Source organism: Pseudomonas sp. KB_15 (assembly GCF_052114525.1).
GTDB lineage: Bacteria > Pseudomonadota > Gammaproteobacteria > Pseudomonadales > Pseudomonadaceae > Aquipseudomonas.
Window position 1 is genome coordinate 1 of the sequence record NZ_JBFREX010000304.1, and the last position, 395, is coordinate 395.

The 395-nt window shown below is 60.3% G+C and carries 1 pseudogene; it reads left to right on the plus strand.

From position 1 onward, the window contains the following. Positions 1-395, plus strand: a pseudogene (locus AB4Z35_RS31010) (hypothetical protein); the annotation flags it as partial.

Consider the following 395-nt stretch of genomic DNA (forward strand, 5'->3'; position numbering starts at 1 on the left):
ATGAAGCCTTCCGCAAGCTCGAGGAGACGGTGTGCGCCGAGACTCGGGCCATGGCCACCACGCTCCTGAAGAAGTCGCTGCGTTGGGAAGCGTTCCACGTGATTCGTTGTGCCAGCACGTATACGCGCAACGAGAGCCATTGCCGCCACTACGATTCGCATCTGCTGACGCTGCTGATTCCGCTGAAGCTCGCCCCCGATGGCGTTTGCAACGGTGATCTGCTGGTTTATCACCCGCCACGGCTGGCGGTATCCACTGTGGCCAATGTTTTTTGCAAGCTTCGTCATGGCATTCAGCGCAATCTGCCGTTTCCCATCAGAAAATGGCTGACGCTACGGGATCTGCGCCGTGGCCGCTGCAACCGCGTGCCGGTGGAGCCGGGCAGCGTCTATGTC